Here is a 21711-nt window from a genome sequence, read left to right as displayed (position 1 = left end):
GCCGCGTCGTCAGTCGTCCTCTGGGAGTTCGTCCGCGAGGAACTCGCCTTCGGCGTCGTCGTTCGCGGCGTCGAGCGGGGGCTCGTCGTCGTTCTCGTCTAACACCGATAACTCGCGTTCGTACAGCCGCTCGGTGAGTTGGGTCCGCTTGTTGAGGCCCTTCTTCTCGCGGCCGGTCTTGGTGTCAGGCATTGTCAATCGTGGTATTGTATCCCATGGGGATGAATGTTTTGTCCGGACAGTTGATACGGTCGACTCTCGACGGGTGCCTCGGGTCGCGTCGAACTGGGGGTGCCCTGCCAGTGTCGACGTAAGTGGTCCTTGGTTGGTGGCGCGATAGACTCCGCCGACGGTTCCCGCCGTCCGGCGATTGAGGGAGAAGCTATGTGTCTCGGGCGCGAGGGGCGGGGTTCGAGTCGGTGTGCTCGGTGCGGGTCGGGGTCGAAGCTGTGGCTTTTCAGAGAAGCGCCGGGAGCGGGATTTGAACCTCGGTCACTCCACTCGCTCTCGCTGGTTTCGCTCCTTGGTTCATTCCCTCTCGGAGACGCTTCACGAAAACAGCCGTCCGCGACGCGCCGAAACGCGTCGCTCGGAGGTGTAGTTATCAGAGAAGCGCCAGGAGAGGGATTTGAACCCCCGATCCCAGAGGGAACACGCTTTCCAGGCGTGCGCCTTACCGCTCGGCCATCCTGGCTTACAACGCAACGTTCCCGCCTGGATAATTTAAGCCCTTCCTTTCCGTTCGAGTCGCGGTTCGATGGCGTATGTCACGGACGCGACCGCGACGCCGGCGGCGACCGCCACCGCGGCGACCGCCCCGAACGACGCGTCGATACCGACTCCGAGGAGGACCGCGCCCTGCGCGAGGACGCCCACGAGGAGGAGGCTCGCTGCGCCCCACGCGAGCGCGGACCGGACGCGGCGGGCCACGTTACGCCTCGTCGACGACGGCGACGGCCTCGATTTCGACGCCGACGCCCTTCGGCAGGTTACCGACCTCGACGGCCGAGCGGGCCGGCGGCTCCTCGTCGAAGTAGGTCGCGTACGTCTCGTTCATCTCGTCGAAGTCGTCGATGTCGGCGAGGAACACGGTCGTCTTCAGCACGTCGGTCGCGTCCGCGCCGGCCTCTGCGAGGATGGCCATCACGTTGTCGAGCGACTGCGTCGTCTGCGTCGCGATGTCCTCGTCGTCGAGGAGGTCGCCGTCCGGCGTCAGCGGAATCTGTCCCGCCGTGTAGAGCAGCGAGCCGTTGGTCGTCGCCTGACTGTACGCACCGACCGCGGCCGGCGCTTCGTCGGTCTCGATGACGCGCTTCATACGCGGTGGATTTCGCCACGACGCCATAAAATAGGGTGGAACGACCGGGTCCGCGGCGGGACGTCCCCGCCGCGGTCAGCCGGGTTACACCGATTTCCCGGAGAGGCTGATACCGGTCGTGAGGACGCCCGAGGCGAACAACAGCCCCATCCCGAGCGCGGTGACCACGTCGCCGTCTCGGAGGGCGACCCCCGCGACGGCGACGCTGACGACGACCAGTCCGAGGCCGAGGAGAGTCAGCGGTTTGGTGAGCGATTCGACGGTGGGTTCGGTGTTGGGGAGCGTAGCCATGATTGGATGGGTTGGTGTGGGTGTCGGGTGCGGTCGGTCAGGAGTACGATTCGCCGGTCTCGACGGGGCCGCTGAACGTCGAGTAGAGGATGCCGAAGTAGGTGAACACGAGCGGCAACAGAAGCGCCGACGCGACGCTCATGATGTTCAGCGGGAGCACCGACACGATGGCGTCCGCGACGGTCAGTCCGGTCGCGGGGTCGGCAAGCGGGAACATGAGGGTCGCCACGAGCGCGACGAACGCGAACACGAGGACCGGCACGGTCCCGAACGCGAGCGTGTAGCGCCCCTCGCGGAGCGAGAGCAGGTAGCCCGCGGCGGCGGCGAGGCTGACGACGACGAGCGCCAGCGGCACCGGCGCGAGGACGCCGAGGTCGGGGCGGACGGCGACGAGGTAGCCGAGCGTGACGACGACGAGCGCGAGGTAGGCCGCCATCGCCCGGGGGCCGTAGCCGGCCACGTCGCGCTGGAGGCTCCCGCGGGTCTTCATGGCGAGGAAGCCGACGCCGGCGACGACGGTGAGCGCGACGACGGCGAGACCGACGACGACGCCGGGCAGCGACAGGAGCGACTCGACGCCGAGGAGCCAGTGGGCGGCGAACACGCCGAGGAAGAAGGGCGCGCTCACGCTGCCGACGACGAACGCCCGACCCCACCACGTCTGCCACGCCTCGTCGTGGCGCTGTTCGTACATCTCGGGGGCGAGCCCGCGGAGGATGAGCGCCCCGAGGATGGCGAACATGAGCAGGTAGTGGCGGCTGAAGAGGTTCGCGTACACCGCCGGGAACGCGGCGAACAGCGCGCCGCCGAAGACGACGAGCCACACCTCGTTGCCGTCCCAGAAGGGGCCGATGGCGGCCAGAAGCGTCTCGCGTTCTTCCTCGTCGTCGCGGGTCGCGAAGATGGCTCCGACGCCGAAGTCGAAGCCGTCGAGGAACAGGAACATCCCGAGGATGAAGAAGACGAGCCCGAACCACAGCTCCTGCAGCGGCAGGCCGAAAAGCGGGCCGGTGGCGAACGCGCCGTAGTCAGTCATCGCCGGTCACCCCCGCGGGCGAGGCGGCCTCCGAACCCGCCTCAGTCTCGTCGACGCTCGGCGGCCCCTCGCGGATGATGCGGCGAATCACGTAGGTGTAGAGCGCGAGCAGGCCGGCGTACACGACGGCGAAGCCGGCGAGCGTGAGCGTCGCCTCGAAGCCGGTGAGTCCCGGCGACACCCCCTCGCTCGTCCTGAGGACGCCCTGAATGACCCACGGCTGTCGGCCCACCTCGGTGACGATCCAGCCGACCTCGACGGCGAAGATGCCGAGGAGCGACGAGCCGACGAACGCCTTGTGTAACAGGTCGTCGTCGTACAGCTCGTCGGTCCACCAGCGGTAGGCCGCCCAGAACGCCAACAGGATGAACCAGAACCCCGCGGCGACCATGAGCCGGAACGACCAGAACACGACGGCGACCGGCGGGGCCTCCGTGTCGAACTCGCTCAGGCCGGTGATTTCGGCCTGCGGGTCGCCGCCGCTGGCCAGCCACGACGCCCCGCCGGGGATGCCGATGCCGAACAGTTCCTTGGCGCGCGGGTCGGTGATGCCGTCGAGGCTCGTCGGGACGGCGAAGATGTACTCGGGGACGTAGCTGTCGGTCTCCCAGACGGCCTCCATGGCGGCGAACTTCTGCGGCTGGGTCTCGTAGACGTGCCGGCCGTAGGCGTCGCCGTGAATCGCCTGAAACGGCGCGGTCACGAGCAGGACGACGAGCGCGATCTTGAGCGTCTTCCGCCAGAAGCGCGCGCCCTCGCGGTCGTCGTCGGCGTCGATGCCGCGCTGCCAGACGTGGTACGCCGCGACGCCGGCCATGAACAGCGCGACCGACAGCACCGCGGCGTTCTGCATGTGGACGAACATCCACGGGAACCGCGGGTTGGCGTACGCCGCGATTGGGTCGACGAGCGAGACGACGAGCTGGCCGCTCTCGCGCGCGAGTTCGTACCCCCGCGGCGTCTGCATCCACGAGTTGGCGACGAGAATCCACACCGCCGAGAGCCACGTGCCGAGACCGACCGCGACGGCCGAAACCATATACAGCGCGTCGGAGACCTTCTCGCGGCCGAAGACGAACACCCCGAGGAACGTCGCTTCGAGCATGAACGCCATCATCCCCTCGGTGGCGAGCGGGCCGCCGAACAGCTCGCCGGCCGCTGTCGAGAACGCCGCGAAGTTCGTCCCGAACTCGAATTCGAGGACGATGCCGGTCACGGTGCCGACGACGAACGAGACGGCGAAAATCTTCGTCCAGAACCGCCTGAGCTGTTCGTACACCGGGTCGTCGGTGCGGATGTCCTTCCACGTGAAGTAGATGAGGAAGGGCGCGAGGCCCATGCTCATCACGGGGAAGATGATGTGGACGATGGTCGTGAGCGCGAACTGCAGCCGACTGGCGATGACTGGGTCGAGCATGGTGTGGGTTGCGGATCGCTGACGACGGGGCGAACCGAGGAGTGGGCGGGAGCTTCCCTCTTAAACGCCTTGGTATTGGGGGAGGGTCAACCCCCGCATGCTTCCCACGAACTGAAAATCATCGTAGACGGGTCCTACCCCCCGAATTCGACATAATAGACCGGGTTAAAAGTCGGGCGTTCGCGGGCTTCCGCGAACCGACGAAGATATGCCCAAACAGGTCGGATTCAGAACATGAATCTCGCGTATCAGCTCTTCTACGCCACGGCCGTTGCGCTCGGCGTCGCGTACCTCGCGTTCCCCGCGCGAGTCCACGCGTTCGGGTACGAGTTTCTCCGCGGTTCGTCGTCCGAGGGTTCCGGGGAGTCCGCCGCACCCGTCTGGCTCTACCGCGGCATCGGCGCGCTTCTCGTGTTCATCGGGGTCACTGGACTCGTCTGAGCGCCGGTCTCAAACCCGGAACCCGGCCGCTCCCGGCGACGCGGTCAGTCGAGGACGTCCACGTCGTAGCCCGCGTCGTGGAGCTCCCCGAGGAGCGAGTCGACGTGGTCGGGGCCGCGCATTTCGAGGTCGATTTCGACTTCCGTCGCGTTCAGCGCGATTTTCCGGGAGGTGCGGTCGTGCCTGACGGCGTAGATGTTCGCCTTCTCCGCGGCGATAATCCCGATGAGCTGTTCGAGCGAGCCGGGGCGGTCTTTCAGTTCGGTCCGAATCTTGAGGTACCGGCCCGTCTCGACGAGGCCGCGCATCACCACGGTCGTCAGCGTGTTCATGTCGATGTTGCCGCCGCACAGCGCGGGGACGACGACCTCGCCCTCCTCGTAGTCGAACTTCTGGAAGAGGAGCGCCGCGAGCGCGACGGCCCCCGCGCCCTCGACGAGCGTCTTCGCGCGTTCGAGCAGGTAGGTGAGCGCCACGGCGATCTCCTCGTCGGAGACGGTGACGACCTCGTCGACGCGCTCGCGGATGACCTCGAAGGGCTTGTCGCCGATTCTGCGGACGGCGATGCCGTCGGCGATGGTGTCCACCTCGTCGATGGTCTGAATCGACCCCTTGTTCAGCGAGTCCGCGGCGCTGGAGGCCTGTTCCGCCTGCACGCCGATGACGCGGGCGTCGGGGTACTGTTCTTTGATGGCCGTCGAGATGCCGGAGATGAGGCCGCCGCCGCCGATGGGGACGACCACGGTATCGAGGTCGGGGCAGTCCTCGGCGATTTCGAGGCCGATGGTCCCCTGCCCGGCCATGACGTACTCGTCGTCGAAGGCGTGGACGTACGTCCGGCCCTCCGACTCCTCGATTTCGTGGGCCTTCGCCTGCGCCTCGTCGTAGTCGTTGCCGTAGAGCACCACGTCGCCGCCGTAGCGCTCGGTCGCTTTCACCTTCGAAATCGGCGCGTACTCCGGCATGACGATTTTCGAGTTCACGCCCGCCCGCGAGGCCGCGAGCGCGACGCCTTGGGCGTGGTTGCCGGCGCTCGCGGTCACGACGCCGGCGTCTTTCTCCTCGTCGGAGAGCGTCGTGATGCGGTTCGTCGCGCCGCGAATCTTGAACGACCCCGTGCGCTGGGTGTTTTCGAGCTTCAGGTACACCTCGGCACCCGTCATCTCCGAGAAGGTGTGGGAGTACTCCAGCGGCGTCCGCCGGGCGACCGCTTCGACGCGCTCGCGGGCGGCTCGTACGTCGGTAAGCGTGAGCATGGTCGGAAATCGCCCGTGTCTGTGTTTAATCGTTCGGGAACCGCTCCGCATCAGGGGCGTGATGTCAACCCTCACGGTCGTCGGTTGAGAATCCGGCCTCGGCCCCGGCAACGCGCGCCGTCGCCGTCGCTCGCCGGTCGGTGAAGGGGAAAGGGGGAATGCACGCGTGTGACGTGCAACTGTCTTTCTGGTCCCCGTACATATAAACGTCCCCCACCCGGAGTGAAAGTGAAATCGGACGACGGCGGCGACCAAGCGCTCGCGTCTGACGCTCGGCATTCGCGCGTCGCATCGAACGCGACCGACGGGACCGCCGCTTCCGGTAGCGTCAACTGCGCGAGGTCCGTGGCCTCGGCATGAACATCGGTCGCCTCCGGCGGGTCTGGAAGCGCATCTTCTCGCTCGCGTGGCCGGTGATGGCCGAGCAGACCGCCCAGACGGCGATGCGGACCGTCGACGTGGCCGTCACCGCGGCGCTCTCCCCGGCCGCCGTCGTCGCTATCGGCCTCGCCGACCTCTACGCCCGGTTCCCGCTCCGCATCGGCCTCGGCCTCGGCGGCGGCGCGATCGCGCTCTCCAGTCAGGACACGGGGAGCGGCGCGGACGCCAACCGGAGCGAGGCCATCTCGACGGCGCTCCTCCTCGCGTTCCTCGCGGGCATCCCGTTCCTGATTTTCGGCTTCACGCTCGGCGAGGCGGCCATCGGCGCGTTCCCTGCGAGCGACCGTGCCGTCGCCCTCGGCACGACGTATCTCGCGGTCATCTTCGCCACGTCGCCCGCGCGGTTGGTCTCGCTCGTCGGCTCGCGGTCGCTGCAGGGCGTCGGCGACACCCGGACGCCGATGCTGGTCAACGTCTTCGCCAACGTCGTCAACATCGGGCTGTCGGTCGGTCTCGGCTTCGGACTCGCCGGTCTGCCGGCGCTCGGCGTGCTGGGCGTGGGCATCGCGACTTCCACCGCCAACGTCCTCTCGGCGGGACTGCTTCTGGTCGCGCTCGCCCGCCCCGCGTCACCGACCTCGCTGGTCCTCCCCCGCGACCGAACGGTCGCCGGCCAACTCGTCCGTATCGCCACCCCGCGGGTCGGTGAGGGTATCGCCGCCGAACTCGCGGAGTTCCCGTTCAACGCCCTGCTCCTCGGCTTCGGCGACGCCGTCAACGCCGGCTTCCAAATCGGCCGCCGGGTCTACCAGCAGGTCGCCAGCCCGCTGGCGCGCGGCTACAACGTCGCCGCCAGCGTCCTCGTCGGACAGGCCCTCGGGTCGGGCGACAGCGAGGCCGCGCGGTATCAGGGCGAGGCGGTGGCGCTCCTGTCTGTCGTCACGGTCGGCGGTATCGGTCTCCTGCTCGCGGCGTTCACCGAACCCGTCGTCGGCCTCCTCGGCTCCGGCGGCGGCGCGGACATCGAGTGGGCCGTGAAGTTCGCCGTCGCCTACGGCCTCGCCGCGCCGGGACTGGCGCTCTTCGTCGGTCTCTCCGGGTCGCTCCAGGGCGCGGGCGCGACGCGAATCCCCTTCGTCGCCCGGCTGACCGGGGTGTTCGGCTTCTTCGTCGGCCTGTCGTACCTGCTGGTCGACGTGTTCGGCTACGGCCCGCTCGGCGCGCGAATCGGCATCGTCCTGTCCTTTACGTGGATGGGGCTGTTCGCGCTCGTCGCGTTCTACTACGCCGACTGGGCGGGCCACGCCGACTCGCTCATGGTCGAACGCGGAAGCGTCGGCGTCGACGACGTGGGCGAAGACGACTGAGCGCGGCGCGCTCGGACGACGGACGGCGGAGACGGAAGCGGGAGCGCCCCCGGCGGGCGACGCGTCGCTCCGGGTGACGGGGAACGGGAAAAAGTCGCGTGCGACGCGTCGCCTATCGCTCGTCGACCGACGGGAAGTCGAGGTCCTTCTCGCCGGTGTAGCGGGCGCGGGGGCGGATGAGGCGGTTGTCCTCGTACTGTTCGAGGACGTGCGCTATCCAGCCGCCGACGCGCGAGACGGCGAAGATGGGGGTATAAAGGTCGATGGGGATGCCCATCTGGTAGTACGTCGACGCGGAGTAGAAGTCCACGTTCGGCGCGAGGCCCTTCTCCTCGCCGATGTACTCCTCGATGGCGACCGACATCTCGTACCACTTCATGTCGCCGGCGGCCTCGCCGAGCGCCTCGGACTTCGCGCCGAGAATCTTCGCGCGGGGGTCCTTGACGTTGTAGACGCGGTGGCCGAACCCGGCGACGCGCTCGCCGCGGTCGAGGGCGTCTTCGACCCACTCGGTCGGGTCCATGTCGCTGTCGTCGACGTCCTTCAGCATCCGCATGACGTTCGCGTTCGCGCCGCCGTGGAGCGACCCCGAGAGCGTGCCGACGGCCGAGGTGACCGCGCTGTAGAGGTCAGAGAGCGTCGAGGACGTGACCATCGCGGAGAACGTCGAGGCGTTCAGGCCGTGGTCGGCGTGGAGCACGAGCGCCATGTCGAACGTCTCGGCGAGCACCTCGTTCGGCTCCTCGCCGTTGAGCATGTAGAGGAAGTTCGCCGCGTGATTCAGGCTCTCGTCGGGTTCGACGTAGTCGTCGCCGCGACGGAAGCGGGCGTAGGCCGCCAGCACCGACGGCATCTTCGCCGTGATGCGCTTTGCCTTTTCGAGGTTGACCTCGCGGTCGGTCACGTCCTCGAAGTCGGCGTTTTCGTCGTACGCCGACATCGCGGAGACGAGCGTTCGGAGCGCCGCCATCGGCGACTCGTCCTGCTCTGCGAGCGCGCGCGCCACGTCGAGGACGCCGTCGTCGAGGCCGCGGTGGGCCGCGAGTTCGTCGGAGAACGCGTCGAGCTCCTCCCGCGTCGGCAGCTCCCCGTGCCACAGGAGATAGAGCACTTCCTCGTAGCTTGCGTCCCGTGCGAGGTCTTCGATATCGTACCCGCAGTAAACGAGTTGTCCCGCGTCGCCGTCGATGAAACTGAGCTTCGATTCGGTGACCAGCACACCTTCCAGCCCCCGCTTCAGTTCGCCTGACATACCCAAAACGTTGCCTACCATATCAAAAAAGCGTTACCGTTTTCACTCATATGTTATCGACCGCCATACACATACGACGGCAGCCCCGTCCGTCGGTTTCGCGGACAGTCGGTGTCTAAAATAGTGTTCGACAATTGTCGTCATTTCCGGCCCCCTTATACGGGGCTCCCGAGCGGGTCGCACGCGCCGCTCGGACGACCCGCGCAGTCATATACGTCGGCGGCGTAGTTCTCTCGAACCACGGTGGCACCACTATTCCTGGCAAGCCTTTTGCCGTCCCGTCGTGAAGCCGGGCGCATGAATCCGGAGGACATCGAGTACGAGCCTGTCAGCGTCAAGGCCGTCCTCGCCGAGATGAAAGACACCGCGGAGTTACTCATCGACCTCTCGTACTCCGCCGTCCTCCACGCGAACGACGACCTCGCGGCCGAGGTCCTCGACCTCGAAGAGCGGATGGACATCCTCCAGCTACAGGCGCGTATGAGCCTGATGATGGCCGCCCGCAGCCCCGAGGACGCCGAGGAACTCGCGCCCGTCCTCGGCGTCGTCGGCGCGGCCGAGAAGATTTCCGACGCCGCGGGCGATATCGCCAAGGTCGTCATCGAGGACATCGGCCTCCCGGACGCCATCCGCGCGGCGCTCCCCGAGGCCGTCGAGACGACGATTCGGTGCGAACTCACCGACGAGTCGCCCTACGCGGGCCGCGCGCTCGGCGACATCAACATGGAGACCGAGACGGGCGTCCGCGTCGTCGCCATCCACCGCGCCGGCGAGTGGGTGACGAACCCCGACCACGAGACGACGCTCCGCGCCGGCGACGTGCTCCTCCTCCGCGGCCGCGACGACGGCCTCCAGACCGTCCACGAGGCCGCCACCGGCCTCCGGTACGACCCGCCGGACGTGCCGGAGCCGACCATCGAGGACCTCGAACGCGCCGTCGACTCCATCGTCCTGATGAAGGACATGAGCGAACTCGCCGTCGACCTCGCCTACGGCGCGGTGCTGTTCGACAGCGAGGGCGTCGCCGAGGAGGTCGAGGAGCTCGAAGCCGAGGTGGACGCGCTCAAGTCCCGGTTCGAGGCGTGGACGCTCCGCGCGGCGAGCCGGGTCGAAGACCCCGTGTCGCTCCGCGGCCTCGTCCAACTGGCGGGCGCGACCGAGATGATTTCGGACGCCGCGCTCGAAATCGCGGAGGGCGTCCTCCGCGGCATCGACGCCCACCCGGTCGTCGCCGCCGCGGTCAAGGAGTCCGACGAGGTCATCATCCGCCTGCGGGTCGCCCCCCGAAGCGACCTCGCGGAGGCGACCCTCGGCGACCGGCGCGTCAAGACCGAAACGGGGATGCGCGTCATCGCGGTCCGCCGGGCCGGCGGCCGCGAGTGGGTCGTCTCGCCGGGGTCGGAAACGCGGCTCCACGGCGGTGACCTCATCATCGCCAAGGGGACCAGAGCCGGCGCGGAGCGACTGGGCGAACTCGTCGGCGACGAGCGCGAGTTCGACGAGTAGGCCGGGGTCGAAGGCCGAACCAACGGAACCGGCGACTCAGAGCGTCTTACTCAGCCGATACGCCGAGACGAGCGTGAGCACCGTCGCGACGAGCAGCGCCGTCGCGGAGGCGAGGACGAACGCGAGGAGGAGAAACCAGCCCTCGGGCCCGAGTATCGGGTACTCGCGGGTGCCGGCGAAGGGGCCGAACAGTTCGAGGACCCGAAACAGGTAGGCGACGACGGCCAACGCGAGGCCGACGGCCGCCCCGATAGCGGCGTTTCGGGGCACGTCCAGCGCCTGCACCAGTCCACCCGTCGGCGGCCGTTCGGGAACGTCGTCTGTCACGGTCGCCGGTTGCGGCCGCGAGACCATAGCGGCAACGCTTTCCTCGGGGGACCTCAGCGGACCGAACCCCTAAAGGGAGGTGGGTCCGAGGTTGGCGGTATGATTACCTTGGGAACGGCGAGCGCGGCCCCCGGGGAGATGGACGTGGGCCGCCTCGAAGTCGGCGAGTCCCGCGACGGCGGGAGCGTCGGCCTGCCCGTCGCCGTCATCAACGGTGCGTCGTCGGGCAAGACGCTCTACATGCAGGCGGCCTCGGACGGAGACGAACTCAACGGCGTCGGCGTCATCCAGCGGGTCGTCCCGCAGCTCGACCCCGCGGAGATTTCCGGGACGATTCTCGTCGTCGGCATCGTCAACTACCACGCCTTTCAGGTCGCGCAGCACCGGAACCCGATAGACGACACGAAGATGAACCGGGCGTACCCCGGCGACGAGCGCGGCACCTCCTCGGAGCGCATCGCGGCCGCGACGTTCGCCGCCGCCCGCGACGCCGACCTCATCGTCGACCTCCATCAGGGCTCGACGAGCCGGATGATAGACGAGGTCCGCGTCCGCTGCGGCCGCCACCACCGGATGCACGCGAAGTGCCTCCGGCTCGCCAAGACGTTCGGCTGCGGCTACGTCCTCGACCAGAAGGGGCCCGACGGCCAACTCGCCCGCGCCGCCCCCGACGCCGGGATTCCGACTATCGACCCCGAACTCGGCGGCTGCGTCGGCTGGGACGAAGAGAGCATCGAGAAGGGCGTCCGCGGCGTCTACAACGTCCTCCGCGGCTACGACTTCCTCGACGGCGACGCGGAGCTCGAAGCCCAGACCCGCGCCCGCGGCTTCGACCAGTACGGCTCGCCGGTCGGCGGGCTCGTCCGGTTCAAGCGCGACCTCGGGGAGCGCGTCTCCGCCGGCGACGTGGTGTTCGAGGTGACCGACGTGTTCGGCACGCTCAAAGCCCGCGTCACCGCCGACCACGACGGCCTCTTCTGGCGGGCGCGACGCCTCCCGCAGGTCGCCTCCGGCGAGTACGTCTGCTCCGTCGGTATCGACCTCGACACGTACTGACACCGGCTCCATTCCACTCCACTCGACCCTATCCCACTCGACTCACCCACCCACGTTCATGACGACATCACCCGAACTCCCGACCCGGCTCCGACTCGCGTGCGACGCCTGCGGCGAGACCTACGACGCGTGGCGCTGGCGCTGTGTCTGCGGCGAGCCGCTGGACTTCGCGGCCGACCCGTCGCCGTCGGCGGCCGCCCCCGCCGACGCCGACCTCGACTACCGCGACGGCCTCTGGGCGTTCGACGAGTTCCTCCCCACGGAGCCGCACGCCAGCCTCGGCGAGGGGATGACGCCCCTCGTCGACGCCGCGGAGTGGGAGGCCTCGTTCAAGCTGGAGTACGTTTTTCCCTCCGGTTCGTTCAAGGACCGCGGCGCGACGACGATGCTCTCTCTCGCGTCCGAACTCGGCGTCGAGCGCGTCGTCGAGGACTCGTCGGGCAACGCGGGGGCCGCCGTCGCCACCTACGCCGCTCGCGCCGGCATCGACGCCGAAATCTACGTGCCCGCGTCGGTCAAGCCCTCGAAGCTCCGCGCCATCGAGCGCGCCGGGGCGAAGCCGGTCCGAATCGAGGGCTCCAGACAGGCCGTGACCGACGCCTGCGTCGAGGCAGTCGAGGCCGACGACGCGTGGTACGCGAGCCACGCGTGGAACCCCGCGTTCTTCGCGGGGACGGCCACCGTCGCCTACGAAATCGCCGCCCAGCGCGACTGGACGGTCCCCGACGCGGTCGTCACGCCGCTGGGCCACGGGACGCTCTTCCTCGGCGCGTACCGCGGCTTCCGCGCGCTCTACGAGGCGGGGTGGACCGACCGGATGCCCGAACTGTACGGCGCGCAGGCCGCCGGCTACTCGCCCATCGCCGACGCCCGCCACCACACGGCCGACGAGACCAACGACGTCGCCGACGGCATCCAGATTCTCGACCCCGTCCGCGAGGCCGAGATTCACGAGGCGCTGGACGACACCGGCGGCGACGCCATCGCGCTGTCGGCCGACGCGGTCGAAGACGAACTCGACAGACTCCACCGCCACGGCTTCTACACGGAGCCGACCTGCGCCGTCGCGCCCGCGGCGCTCCGCGAACTGCGTCTCTCGGGCGTCCTCGACCGCGACGCCGACGTGGTCGTGCCGCTCACCGGGAGCGGACTCAAATCGTGAACTCGCTCAGTACACAGCCGAGATAGCGGCGGTCACGGCCGGAACCAGCCGAACAACGACCAGCCGCGCCCCGCGCGTTCGTCTCGCTCTCCGCCCCCGTCGCCGCCTTCGTCTCCGCCGTCGCTCACCCGCGCTTCGAGGTCGCGCCGTCGCTCCCGCTCCGCGTCGAGTTCGCCGCGGAGCCGCTCGTTTTCGGCGACGACGTCGTCGAGCCACGCCCGGAGTTCGTCGAACCGATCGAACGCCCCGCGCTCGCCAATCGGCGACGCGTCGGTGGGTGTCGCCGGCCGTCCTCCCGGGTCGGTCGCCGCGTCGTCCTCGTCGCGTCCGCCACGCCGCCGGCCGTCGTCCGACGGCGTGGACGACCGACGGACCGCGCTGGACCAGCCCGACGGGTCGTAGAACTCGCTCGTCTCCCGAATCGCTCGCTGGACCGTCTTCGCGCCGTAGGTCGACCCGTCGGCGTACGCGACCTCGTCCCACTTCGGCCGAAAGAGCCCGGAGTCCCGAAACAGGCGACACATCTGTCGCGCGTCGCCGGCCGTCCAGAACGCGAGGATGGAACACAGCGCCGCGTCCGCCTCGTCGCGGTCGTCGTAGTCGCTCGCGTCACCGCGCCACAGGTGGGTGAACGTCACGCGGTTCACGGCGGTCGAGGCGCGGTCGACTATCTCGTCGTCGTCGAGGTCGTTACCCGGACCGCTCATCTCGTCGAGGCGGGCGTCGGCGGGGGCTCGCCCCGCGCTCGGCGCGTCTGGGTTGGTCGAGTCGAGTGCGTTGACCGACTCGACCGGCGTCACCGTCGGCGGCTCCGGGTCGACTTCGACGTAGGCCCCGTGAACCGCAGCGAGCGCGTCGCTCCGCTCTGCAATCGCCGCGGGCGCGCCGTCGACGCGGTCGCCGGTCACGGGGCGGAACCGCGCGCCGTCCGAGAGTTCGAGGGCTTCGGCTCGGGTACGTCCCGCGGGGAGCGTCCCGCGGACGATTACCTGCAGGCCCGTCCCCGAGGGGCGGACCTCCGCGTAGGAGCCGAGTCGGTCGACGAGCGCCCGCGCCCAGCCCTCGGTCGCGCCGGTCTCGCCGTCGCGGCACCTATCGAGCGTGATACCGACGAACGGGTCGTCGTCGGTGAAGACGTAGCCCACGCCGTCGGCGGGGCCGTCCCGAACGCGCGCGAGCGCTTCGTCGAACGTCGCCCACGTCGAGGCGTCGGTCACGGACGCGGGGCCGCCGGTCGCGTCGCACGGGACCGCCCTCTCCCCGCCGTCACACCGCCGCATTCGCCACCCGACCCAGTTGGCCCGTTCGAGCAGGTCGTCCGGGAGCCGTTTCCGCGTCGGGATGGGTGGCGTCATCGCTACTTCCGGTCTCTGGAGCGATGCAAAAGCTGTTTCCCGCGAGCTATCTGTTTTGATAATTTGGTGTCAGTATCACCGCTCTCCGGGGCGGCCGGTCTCGACTGCGACTCAAAGAAACGCTCACTGCGCGCGGGGTTTGCCCGCGGATTCGGTCTCGGTATCGGTCGTCTTCGCGCCCTCGTAGGTGTTGAAGCCCAGCAGGTCGTTGAGCGGGCATTTCTGGGTGACCGCCGTGGTCGCGAGGACCGCTCCGACGAGGAGCGCCGCGACGGCGACGACGAGTCCGAGGGTTCCGGCCGCGATGGTCAGGAAGCCCGCGAGACCCGCCGCCCCGACGATAATCAGTACCGGCCCGAGGACGGCGCGCGCGATGCGGTCGTAACCGCCGACGTTCTTCTCCATGGTTGATTCACCGGTCCTAGCTACGCGCTCGGCGGCTAAATCGTGGATTGGTGGTTCTCGCGCCCGGAGAAGCGTGACTGTCTCGTCGGCCGACGCGTCGACCCGCCCGCGCTCTCGCGTCGGCTACCCGCGGCCGCCCCAGTCTATCCAGTCCTGTTCCCAGCCGTGGCCGGCGTGCCACCCCCGGCCCTCGTACTCGGGGTCCTCGCGTCGCGTCCGGTTTCTGACGATGCTCCCGGTCTGCTCGCCGTCCACGAGCAGCGGTTTGAACGACAGCGGGCCGAACGACTCGGCCACCTCGCCGTCCTCGACGGCGACGAGCGTCTGCTCGCCGACGCCTCTCGGCATGACGAGTCGGCCGCCGTCGGCGAGTTGCGCGAGGAGTCGGGCGGGCGGGCGGACCGCCGAGGCCTCGACGAGGATGCGGTCGAAGGGCGCGTAGTCGGCCAGCCCCTCCGCGCCGTCGCGGCAGTCCACGAGGACGCCGCCGTAGCCGGCGCGCTGGAGGTTCTCGCGCGCCTCGTAGACGAGCGAGCGCGTGATGTCGACGGCGTGGACGTGCGCGTCGCCGACGATTTCGGCGAGGACCGCGGCGGTGTAGCCGACGCCCGCGCCGACGACGAGCACCTCGTCGTCCGGCCGGGGGTCGAGCGCGGAGAGCAGGCGCGCGACCGTCGTCGGCGCGAGGATGGTCGTGTTCGTGTCGCGGTGCTCCGTCGGGCGGTTCTGATACGGCGAGTCGGTGACGAACTCGTGTCGCGGGACGCCGCGCATGGCGATGGAGACGGCCTCCGGGAGCGACTCCAGCGAGTGCTCCAGGCCGTCGACCATGTCGTCGCGCAGCACCGAGTTGTCCATGGTCGACCTCGGAGGTCGGTCCTAATCAACCGCACGCTCGCCGACGACCGCCTGCAGGTCGGTCCCCGGCACGTCTCGGACCGCACAGCCGCCGAATCCGGCCGATTCGACCCACGAGCGAACCGTCGCCTCGTCGTAGAGGTCGCCGCGGCCGGTCGCGAGCGCGTCCACCGCTCGCCCGGCCGTCGCATCGGTCGAACACCGGCCGTGCAGGCTGTCGATGAACACCGCCGACCCGCCGGGTTCGAGGGCGTCGTACGCGCCCGAGACGAGGGTCCGAGATTCGGCCGGGTCGCGCCCGGCGAAGGCGTCGCCGGCGAAGACCAGCTTGAACCCCGACGCCGGCGGGTCGGTCGGGTCGCCCGCGACGAGGTCCACGCCGGCGCGCGAGAGGAGCGGTCGGACGACCTCGACGGTCTCCGCGTCGTCGACGAGCGTCACGTCGCGGCCGCGGGCGAGAAATTCCCGGGCGAAGACGCCCGACGCGCCGCCGAGGTCGAGGACGCGCGTCGCGTCGGGGGCCTCGCGGACCGCGGCGGTGACGCAGGCCCGGACGACCGGTTCCTCGGTGGCGTCGTGCGCGCCGAGTCGGTTCCGAAGCCAGTCGTCCGGGAACGCGGGCGACTCGCCGGTCGCCATCGTCCTCGGGAGGTCGGCGTAGAGCGAAAAGCGGTCGAGCGCGTGCGGGAGGCGGCCGATGGAGCGCACGTCGCGCTTGGCGAGGAAGCCGAGCGCGCGGTTGGTTATCTCGTACTCGTCGCCGACGCGCTTGATGAAGCCCATCGCGGCCAGCGCCTCGACGATGATTCGGGCGGCTCGGGAGTCGATACCGGCGGTCTCGGCCACCGCCTCGGCGGTGCCGGCGCTCGTCGTGAGCGCGTCGATGACGCCGCTCTCGCGGGCGGCCCACAGGAGCGCGAGCGATTCGACCGACGACTGCGACCGGTCGCGGGTAGGCATGGTCGCATCGACGGGGCGGAAAACAAAAGGTCGTGCGTTGGGCGGGCGGGGCGGCCCGTCGGCGGCGGTTCGGCGTCGGCTCCGCCTTACCAGGCCGACCACGCGGTCGAGGTCTGGTCGCGGGCGTAGACGCGCTTCGCGTCCTTCGCGTACACCATGTCGCCGGGGTGGTCGAGCTTGCCGTGGCGGTACTCGGGGGCGTCCGAGCGGACGACGAGGCCTTCGATTTCGACCTCCTCGTCGCCGAACGCCTCCGTCTCGCCGACGACGAACTCGTAGTCGCCGGGGACGTTGACGGTGACGCTCCGGGTGTCCTCGCGCTTGCCGTCCTTCGGGTGGATGGTGACGTTGACCGCGACGTTGTCGACGACGCGGGTCCAGACGGTCTTCACGTCCGCGACTTCGGCCTCGTCGGCGCGCTGTTCGGGGCCGACCTCGATGCCCGTGATGCGCACGAGCTGAATCGCCTCGGGCGTGTCGACGATGAACTCGTCGCCGACCTCGATGGTCGCGCCGACCGGCACGGGCACCTCGGTCGAGACGGAGTCGCCGTCCTGCGAGACGACGACGTTCATCTCGGTCTCGTCGGGAATCTCGACTTTCTCCTTGTGGACGTGGCCGCATTCGGTACACCGGACGGTCGAGTGACCGCCGGGCTTCAGCACCTCGTGGACGGTGGGTTCGTCGGGCGAACACGTCGGACAGGAGAGGGGGACGCGCTCGCCGGCGTCGGGTAGGCTCATACGGGTCGCTAGCCCATCAGGCCGTAAAAAGCCGCCTTTCTCCGTTTCGGCGTGGGAGTCGGTGGCAGGACGCTCGCTCGGCGAACCGAACGGCCGGCCGCGGTCGCGGCGTGCGCCCGCTCAGGGCTGCGGCAGGTCGACTTCCTCGCCGTCGGCGTACACCGTCGGCTCGCGGATGATACCGTCGAGGTGGAGCGGCGCGTCCGTGTCGCCGCCGATGCCGGCGTCGTCGCCGATGGCGATGTGGACCGTGCCCGCGGCCTTCTCGTCGAGCAGGACGGAGCCGACGAGGTCGGTCACGCCGACGTTGGTGCCGATGCCGATTTCGGCGAGGTTGTAGGCGTCGTCGCCGACCTCCTCGGCCGCGGCCTCGACCTGCTCGCGGATGTCGTCGTCGGAAATCTCGGTGACGGAGCCGTCTTCGACCTCGAAGCGGAGCTCCTGTCCCTCGTCGAGGAGGCCGTGGGGCATCATCGTCCCGTCGACGACGTAGGTGCCCGTCGCGGACGCGGGGCTGAGGAAGATTTCGCCCGCGGGGAGGTTCGAGAACGAGCCGGCCTCCGCGATTGCGCCGGTGTCGGCGAGCCACTCGCGGTCGCCGCGGACGAACGTGATGTCCGTGCCCTTCTCGGTCGTGACGCGCAGTTCGTCGGCGTCGCCGACGGCGTCGAGCATCGCCGCGCTGTGGTCGTAGATGGCGTCGTAGTCGGCGTCGAGGCCGGTGACGAACACCTCCTCGGTGATGCCGGGGAGGGTCGCGCCGCGAGCGCCGGCGTCGCAGGCGTCGCCGCGGGCGCGGGTGTGGCTCAGGCTCTTCGTCGTCGGCGCGAGGAAGGCGTCGCAGGCCCGCATCGCGGCGGCGACCGGCGCGGGCGGCTCCTCGCCGTGTTGGTTCCCCGGCGGGTAGCGGACGATTGCGGCGTCGTCGGTCACCTCGCTCGCGACCTCGTAGAGCGCCTCGCCGATGCGCTCGCGCTTGTCGTCGGTGACGACGACGAGCGACTCGTCGGGTTGGAGGTCGAGACACTGGCGGACCGCCGTCTCGCTGGCGGCGCGGAGGTCTGCGTCGGATTCGGGCATGTTCACACCTGCGCCGCCGGCGCTGTTAGGCGTTCCCATCCCGTTCCCCCCGTTCGGTTCTGGCCTCTCCCGCCCCGAATCGAGGGTTTCACTCGCCTCGGAGGTAATCGAGGGACTCACTCGCCCGAGAGTTAATTTCTAAGTATTAACCATCGAAATAACTATAGTCGGCCCCGGTCGTTTGTCTCCCATGATACGAGTGGGTGTCAACGGCTACGGCACTATCGGCAAGCGCGTCGCCGACGCGGTCCACGCGCAGCCCGACATGGAACTCATCGGCGTGGCCAAGACCCAACCCAACTTCGAGGCGCACACCGCGGGCGAACGCGGCTACCCGATGTACGCCGCGATTCCGGAACGCTCGCCGCTGTTTTCCGAAGCCGGCGTCGACCTCGCCGGCGAGGTGGACGAACTGGTTGCCAAGGCGGACATCATCGTCGACTGCACGCCGTCCGGCATCGGCGCGGAGAACCGCGAACTGTACGAGACCCACCACACGCCCGCCATCTTCCAGGGCGGCGAGGACGCCGACGTGGCCGACGTGAGCTTCAACGCGCGGGCCAACTTCGACGCCGCCACCGACGCCGACTACGTCCGCGTCGTCTCCTGTAACACGACGGGACTGTCGCGCATCATCGCGCCGCTCGAAGCCGAGTACGGCGTCGAGAAGGTCCGGGCGACGCTCGTCCGCCGCGGCGGCGACCCCGGTCAGAACTCCCGCGGGCCGATAAACGACATCCTCCCGAACCCCATCAAGATTCCTTCTCACCACGGCCCCGACGTGAAGACCATCTTCCCGGACCTCGAAATCGACACGCTCGGGCTGAAGGTGCCGGCGACGCTGATGCACGTCCACGCGCTCAACGTCACGCTCGAAGACGACGTGACCGGCGCGCACGTCCGCCAACTGCTCGAAGGCGAGAACCGCGTCTACGTCATCCCGGAGGGGATGGGCATCGACGGCGCGGGCAAACTCATGGACTTCGCGCTCGACGCGGGCCGCCCGCGCGGCGACATGTGGGAAAACTGCGTGTGGGGCGAGTCCATCGGCGTCAACGGCCGGGACCTCTACCTGTTCCAGGCCATCCACCAGCAGTCCGACGTGATTCCCGAGAACGTCGACGCCATCCGCGCGATGTTCGACACCGAAGACCAGCAGACGAGCATGGAACTCACGGACCAGACGCTCGGTATCGGCATCTCCGGTAGCCCGTCCGGATTCGCTGAGCAGGCGCGCGCGGAGTTCGCCGACGACTAATCGGCGAATCGCCTGCTCAGTTCGGTGCGGTTCGATTCGATGCGGTTCGGTGCAGTACGGGACGGTTCGGGACAGTGTAGTGCGTCCACGACTTTTCCACCCACTCGCTTCGCTCCCTCAGAGCGACCGCGACGCGACGTTCCCGGTGTCGAGGTCCACGACCGCGACGTGGAACTCGTCGTCCGCGCCGGGAATCGGCAGGCCGCCGGGGTTGACGTGCGTCGTCTTCCCGCGGTGTTCGACCACCCGCTCGTGGGTGTGGCCGCGCAGGACGAAGTCGTACGTCTCGGACTCGACGAGCGCGTCGACCAGCCCGGCCTCGGTGCCGTGGTAGACCGCTATCTCTTGGCCGTCGAGCGTCAAGTGCGCGAAGTCGTCGTGGTAGGTGCCGAACGACTCGACCGCCTCGCGGAGCGCCCACTCGCCGTCGTTGTTGCCGCGGACGGCGTGGAAGTCGAAGTCCGCGTCGAACGGCGCGGCCGAGAAGGGGGCGACGATGTCGCCGCAGTGGACGACCGCGTCCACGCCCTCCGATTCGAAGTGCGAGACCGCGGCTTCGACGTAGTCGAGGTTGTCGTGCGTGTCGGAGACGACGCCGAGTTTCATGCGCGTCGCTTCGGCGGCGTCGGCTATCAACGTTGGGTGACACTTATGTCCCGCGTGGTCCCCGTTCGGGACGTGTCAGAACGCGACGACTCCGACGGCGACGCGGGCGAGACGGGCGGCTCCGCCGAGACCGCCGCCGACGATACCGGGGAAGTCGGGTCGTCGGCGCTCAGCGTGACGCTCGGCGGCGGAACGAACGTCGCCATCGGCGCGGCGATGGCGGGCTACGCGGCGTTCAGCGCCGGGTGGACGCTGGCGGTTCGCGCCTCGGGGGACTTCCCCGACGACAACGCCGTCGGCGGACTCCTCACGCTGTTGGTCTTCGCGGGCGGCGTCACGATTCTCGTCGACGGCGCGGCCGGCGCGTTCGCCGAGAAGAGAGACGGGTGACGCTACGCGCGTTTAGTCCTGCTTCAGCGCCTCGACGCCGGCGAGCGGCGCGCCGGTCAGCGCGCGGATGTACGCGCCGCCGGCGATGGAGACGTGGCCGAAGTCGGACTCGTCCATGCCGTACATCTCGATGGCGCGGGAGGTGTCGCCGCCGCCGACGACCGAAAAGCAGTCGGTCTCGGCGATGGCGCGGAGGACGCCGGTCGTGCCGACCGCGAAGCGCTCGTCTTCGAACAGGCCGAGCGCGCCCTTCACGAAGACGGCCTCGGAGTCGCGGATGATGGGGTCGTACTCGTCGACCGTCATCGAGCCCACGTCGAGGTACGCGCGGTCCTTCTCGGTGATGTTGGCGACCGCGATCTCGCCGCGGTCGTCGGTCTCGTTCTCGTAGGCGAGGTCGACCGCGAGCTTAATCTGGTCGCCGCGCTCGTCGAGAAGCGACTCGATGGTCTCGCGGTTTTCCTCCCACTGGTCGTCGAAGAAGTCCATCCCTTCGAGGTCGAAGCCGACGTCGTTGCCGGCGGCGCGGAGGAACAGCTCACCCGCGATACCGCCGAGGAGGAACTGGTCGACCTTGTCGCCGAGGTTGTTCATCACGTCGATGACGTCGGTGGCTTTCGTCCCGCCGACGACCATCGTCACCTGCCCGTCGAACTCGCGGGTGGCGATAGAGGAGTTCGCCTCGTACTCGGTCTGCATCACGCGGCCCGCGTAGGCGGGTAACACGAGCGGGAAGCCGACCAGCGAGGCGTGCGAGCGGTGGGCCGCCGAGTAGGCGTCGTTGACGTAGGCGTCGACGTGCTCGGCGAGGGTCCGGACGAACTCGGTGTCGGCCTTGACTTCGGGGTCCTCCTCGGGAAGCTCCTCGTCGCACATCCGCGTGTTTTCGAGGAGGAGCACCTCGCCCGCTTCGAGCGCGTCGATGGCGGCGATAGCGTCCTCACCATACGTATCGGCGACGAATCCCACGTCGCGGTCGATGTGGCTCGCGAGGATGTCGGCGTGCTGTTCGAGCGAGACGAAGTCGTCGCCGCCGGGGCGGCCCTGGTGGGCCATGAGGACGACGCGGTGGCCGGCCTCGGCGAGCTCGCGGACGGTCTCCGCGTGGCGGTCGAACCGTCGGTTGTCTTGGACCTCGCCGTCTTCGACCGGCGAATTGAGGTCGAGTCGGACGAGTACGCGCTGCTCCGGGTCGAGGTCGTCGAGGGTCTTGAACATCGGGTGGAAGAACGTGGAGGGATTACTT

24 protein-coding genes and 1 tRNA gene are annotated in these 21711 nt (G+C 69.0%); 7 read left to right on the top strand and 18 right to left on the bottom strand.

Translation table 11 applies throughout. The features are described from left to right. Window positions 1–9 precede the first annotated feature (9 nt). The 7 genes from FY251_RS15650 to FY251_RS15620 form a co-directional block, all read right to left on the bottom strand. Window positions 10–192: a hypothetical protein gene (locus tag FY251_RS15650; protein ID WP_089779480.1), complete on the bottom strand. Its 183-nt coding sequence runs from the start codon at window positions 190–192 to the stop codon at window positions 10–12. Window positions 193–613: 421 nt separating this feature from the next. Then, window positions 614–694, bottom strand: a tRNA-Ser gene (locus tag FY251_RS15645). A gap of 29 nt (window positions 695–723) precedes the next feature. Then, entirely contained in the window at window positions 724–930 is a 207-nt protein-coding gene (locus FY251_RS15640) for a hypothetical protein (RefSeq protein WP_148416015.1), read from the bottom strand. Window position 931: 1 nt separating this feature from the next. Beyond that, window positions 932–1318, bottom strand: coding sequence for a Rid family detoxifying hydrolase (locus FY251_RS15635; RefSeq protein ID WP_148416014.1), 387 nt, complete (start codon window positions 1316–1318; stop codon window positions 932–934). Between the two features lie 84 nt (window positions 1319–1402). Continuing rightward, window positions 1403–1609 carry a hypothetical protein gene (locus tag FY251_RS15630; protein WP_007274912.1) on the bottom strand — a complete coding sequence of 69 codons (207 nt, stop codon included), beginning with the start codon at window positions 1607–1609 and terminating at the stop codon, window positions 1403–1405. 37 nt (window positions 1610–1646) lie between these two features. Next, on the bottom strand, window positions 1647–2645 hold the full coding sequence (locus tag FY251_RS15625) for a cytochrome d ubiquinol oxidase subunit II (protein WP_148416013.1): 999 nt from the start codon (window positions 2643–2645) through the stop codon (window positions 1647–1649). Beyond that, window positions 2638–4062, bottom strand: coding sequence for a cytochrome ubiquinol oxidase subunit I (locus FY251_RS15620; protein ID WP_148416012.1), 1425 nt, complete (start codon window positions 4060–4062; stop codon window positions 2638–2640). The genes FY251_RS15625 and FY251_RS15620 overlap by 8 nt, the downstream gene beginning before the upstream one ends. A gap of 234 nt (window positions 4063–4296) precedes the next feature. On the opposite strand from FY251_RS15620, the gene FY251_RS15615 reads away from it, so the two are divergent. Further along, the gene (locus tag FY251_RS15615; protein WP_148416011.1) at window positions 4297–4503 is read left to right on the top strand and encodes a hypothetical protein; all 207 of its coding nucleotides are present in this window, start codon (window positions 4297–4299) and stop codon (window positions 4501–4503) included. A gap of 44 nt (window positions 4504–4547) precedes the next feature. Here the strand turns inward: FY251_RS15615 and ilvA are convergent, their stop codons facing one another. Beyond that, window positions 4548–5759: a threonine ammonia-lyase gene (gene ilvA, locus FY251_RS15610; RefSeq protein ID WP_148416010.1), complete on the bottom strand. Its 1212-nt coding sequence runs from the start codon at window positions 5757–5759 to the stop codon at window positions 4548–4550. A gap of 356 nt (window positions 5760–6115) precedes the next feature. On the opposite strand from ilvA, the gene FY251_RS15605 reads away from it, so the two are divergent. After that, window positions 6116–7507, top strand: coding sequence for an MATE family efflux transporter (locus FY251_RS15605; protein WP_148416009.1), 1392 nt, complete (start codon window positions 6116–6118; stop codon window positions 7505–7507). Between the two features lie 112 nt (window positions 7508–7619). On the opposite strand, the gene citZ is transcribed toward FY251_RS15605, so the two are convergent. Further along, window positions 7620–8759, bottom strand: a complete 1140-nt coding sequence (gene citZ, locus FY251_RS15600; protein WP_148416008.1) for a citrate synthase — start codon at window positions 8757–8759, stop codon at window positions 7620–7622. Window positions 8760–9056: 297 nt separating this feature from the next. On the opposite strand from citZ, the gene FY251_RS15595 reads away from it, so the two are divergent. After that, window positions 9057–10265 (top strand): potassium channel family protein, encoded by a 1209-nt coding sequence (locus tag FY251_RS15595; RefSeq protein ID WP_148416007.1) that lies wholly within the window; start codon window positions 9057–9059, stop codon window positions 10263–10265. Window positions 10266–10301: 36 nt separating this feature from the next. Here FY251_RS15595 and FY251_RS15590 read toward each other — a convergent pair whose 3' ends face one another. Next, window positions 10302–10619 (bottom strand): hypothetical protein, encoded by a 318-nt coding sequence (locus FY251_RS15590; RefSeq protein ID WP_148416006.1) that lies wholly within the window; start codon window positions 10617–10619, stop codon window positions 10302–10304. 72 nt (window positions 10620–10691) lie between these two features. Here FY251_RS15590 and FY251_RS15585 point away from each other — a divergent pair, with 72 nt between their 5' ends. Further along, on the top strand, window positions 10692–11648 hold the full coding sequence (locus tag FY251_RS15585; protein ID WP_148416005.1) for a succinylglutamate desuccinylase/aspartoacylase family protein: 957 nt from the start codon (window positions 10692–10694) through the stop codon (window positions 11646–11648). A gap of 58 nt (window positions 11649–11706) precedes the next feature. Beyond that, entirely contained in the window at window positions 11707–12810 is a 1104-nt protein-coding gene (locus tag FY251_RS15580) for a pyridoxal-phosphate dependent enzyme (protein ID WP_148416004.1), read from the top strand. Between the two features lie 32 nt (window positions 12811–12842). Here the strand turns inward: FY251_RS15580 and FY251_RS15575 are convergent, their stop codons facing one another. From FY251_RS15575 to FY251_RS15550, 6 genes are all read right to left on the bottom strand, one after another. Continuing rightward, window positions 12843–14165: a hypothetical protein gene (locus tag FY251_RS15575; protein ID WP_148416003.1), complete on the bottom strand. Its 1323-nt coding sequence runs from the start codon at window positions 14163–14165 to the stop codon at window positions 12843–12845. A gap of 123 nt (window positions 14166–14288) precedes the next feature. Then, the gene (locus tag FY251_RS15570) at window positions 14289–14570 is read right to left on the bottom strand and encodes a DUF2892 domain-containing protein (protein WP_148416002.1); all 282 of its coding nucleotides are present in this window, start codon (window positions 14568–14570) and stop codon (window positions 14289–14291) included. Between the two features lie 123 nt (window positions 14571–14693). Continuing rightward, window positions 14694–15428: a protein-L-isoaspartate O-methyltransferase gene (locus FY251_RS15565; protein WP_148416001.1), complete on the bottom strand. Its 735-nt coding sequence runs from the start codon at window positions 15426–15428 to the stop codon at window positions 14694–14696. Window positions 15429–15449: 21 nt separating this feature from the next. Then, window positions 15450–16388 carry a bifunctional 2-polyprenyl-6-hydroxyphenol methylase/3-demethylubiquinol 3-O-methyltransferase UbiG gene (locus tag FY251_RS15560; protein ID WP_148416000.1) on the bottom strand — a complete coding sequence of 313 codons (939 nt, stop codon included), beginning with the start codon at window positions 16386–16388 and terminating at the stop codon, window positions 15450–15452. Between the two features lie 86 nt (window positions 16389–16474). Next, on the bottom strand, window positions 16475–17131 hold the full coding sequence (locus FY251_RS15555; RefSeq protein ID WP_148415999.1) for an HVO_0476 family zinc finger protein: 657 nt from the start codon (window positions 17129–17131) through the stop codon (window positions 16475–16477). 120 nt (window positions 17132–17251) lie between these two features. Further along, entirely contained in the window at window positions 17252–18211 is a 960-nt protein-coding gene (locus tag FY251_RS15550) for an aminopeptidase (protein WP_148415998.1), read from the bottom strand. 190 nt (window positions 18212–18401) lie between these two features. Between FY251_RS15550 and FY251_RS15545 the strand changes: the two genes are divergently transcribed. Beyond that, entirely contained in the window at window positions 18402–19469 is a 1068-nt protein-coding gene (locus FY251_RS15545; RefSeq protein ID WP_148415997.1) for a type II glyceraldehyde-3-phosphate dehydrogenase, read from the top strand. Window positions 19470–19586: 117 nt separating this feature from the next. Here the strand turns inward: FY251_RS15545 and FY251_RS15540 are convergent, their stop codons facing one another. Then, window positions 19587–20075, bottom strand: a complete 489-nt coding sequence (locus FY251_RS15540) for a metallophosphoesterase (RefSeq protein ID WP_148415996.1) — start codon at window positions 20073–20075, stop codon at window positions 19587–19589. Between the two features lie 72 nt (window positions 20076–20147). Here FY251_RS15540 and FY251_RS15535 point away from each other — a divergent pair, with 72 nt between their 5' ends. Next, window positions 20148–20465 carry a hypothetical protein gene (locus FY251_RS15535; RefSeq protein ID WP_255516718.1) on the top strand — a complete coding sequence of 106 codons (318 nt, stop codon included), beginning with the start codon at window positions 20148–20150 and terminating at the stop codon, window positions 20463–20465. A gap of 12 nt (window positions 20466–20477) precedes the next feature. Here the strand turns inward: FY251_RS15535 and FY251_RS15530 are convergent, their stop codons facing one another. Further along, window positions 20478–21683 carry a phosphoglycerate kinase gene (locus FY251_RS15530; RefSeq protein WP_148415994.1) on the bottom strand — a complete coding sequence of 402 codons (1206 nt, stop codon included), beginning with the start codon at window positions 21681–21683 and terminating at the stop codon, window positions 20478–20480. Window positions 21684–21711 lie beyond the last annotated feature (28 nt).

It is taken from the genome of Haloferax sp. KTX1 (assembly GCF_902410085.1).
GTDB classification, from domain to species: Archaea; Halobacteriota; Halobacteria; order Halobacteriales; family Haloferacaceae; genus Haloferax; species Haloferax massiliensis.
The sequence above is the reverse complement of the archived record's forward strand: the minus strand, read 5'-3'. Positions and strand labels throughout refer to the sequence as shown.